General features: G+C 30.3%; 1 pseudogene. It reads left to right on the plus strand.

Annotated elements, in window-relative coordinates:
- Positions 1-74 precede the first annotated feature (74 nt).
- Positions 75-476 (plus strand): annotated as a pseudogene (locus QZ143_RS08725) (hypothetical protein); the annotation flags it as partial.

The following is a 476-nucleotide window of genomic DNA, read 5'->3' on the forward strand; positions in this document are numbered from 1 at the left end:
ATAAATTTTTTAAGAATGTTTATAAAAAATAAAGTAAAAAGATAATATCAGAAAAAAAAATTAAGGGGATTATCATGGTAAACAGAGAAGTAAACAAAAGATTTCATGAAATCACAAAAGCCTTAAGAAAATATGGCTTTGGAAAATTTCTTAACAAAAGCGTAAAAGAAAAGATTATCCCATCTAAAGATGATGAATATGAAATTATGCTCGATACTGAGCTTCCAAAAAATTTAAGAATGATGTTTCAGGAATTGGGAACCAGTTTCATCAAATTAGGTCAATTGTTAAGTACCAGGCCAGATATGGTTGGAGAAAGAATAGCCAAAGAGTTTGAACAATTGCAGGAAGACAATCCTCCAGTTCCCTATGATGAAGTTAAAAATTTTATCGAAAACAAGAAAGGCAGTTTACTTTACTACAAAAATATGCTCACATCCCTGCTTCCACTTATTGCAAAAGCCATTCACAAAATC

The sequence above is a fragment of the Methanobrevibacter sp. UBA188 genome (assembly GCF_905234905.1).
Lineage (GTDB): Archaea > Methanobacteriota > Methanobacteria > Methanobacteriales > Methanobacteriaceae > Methanocatella.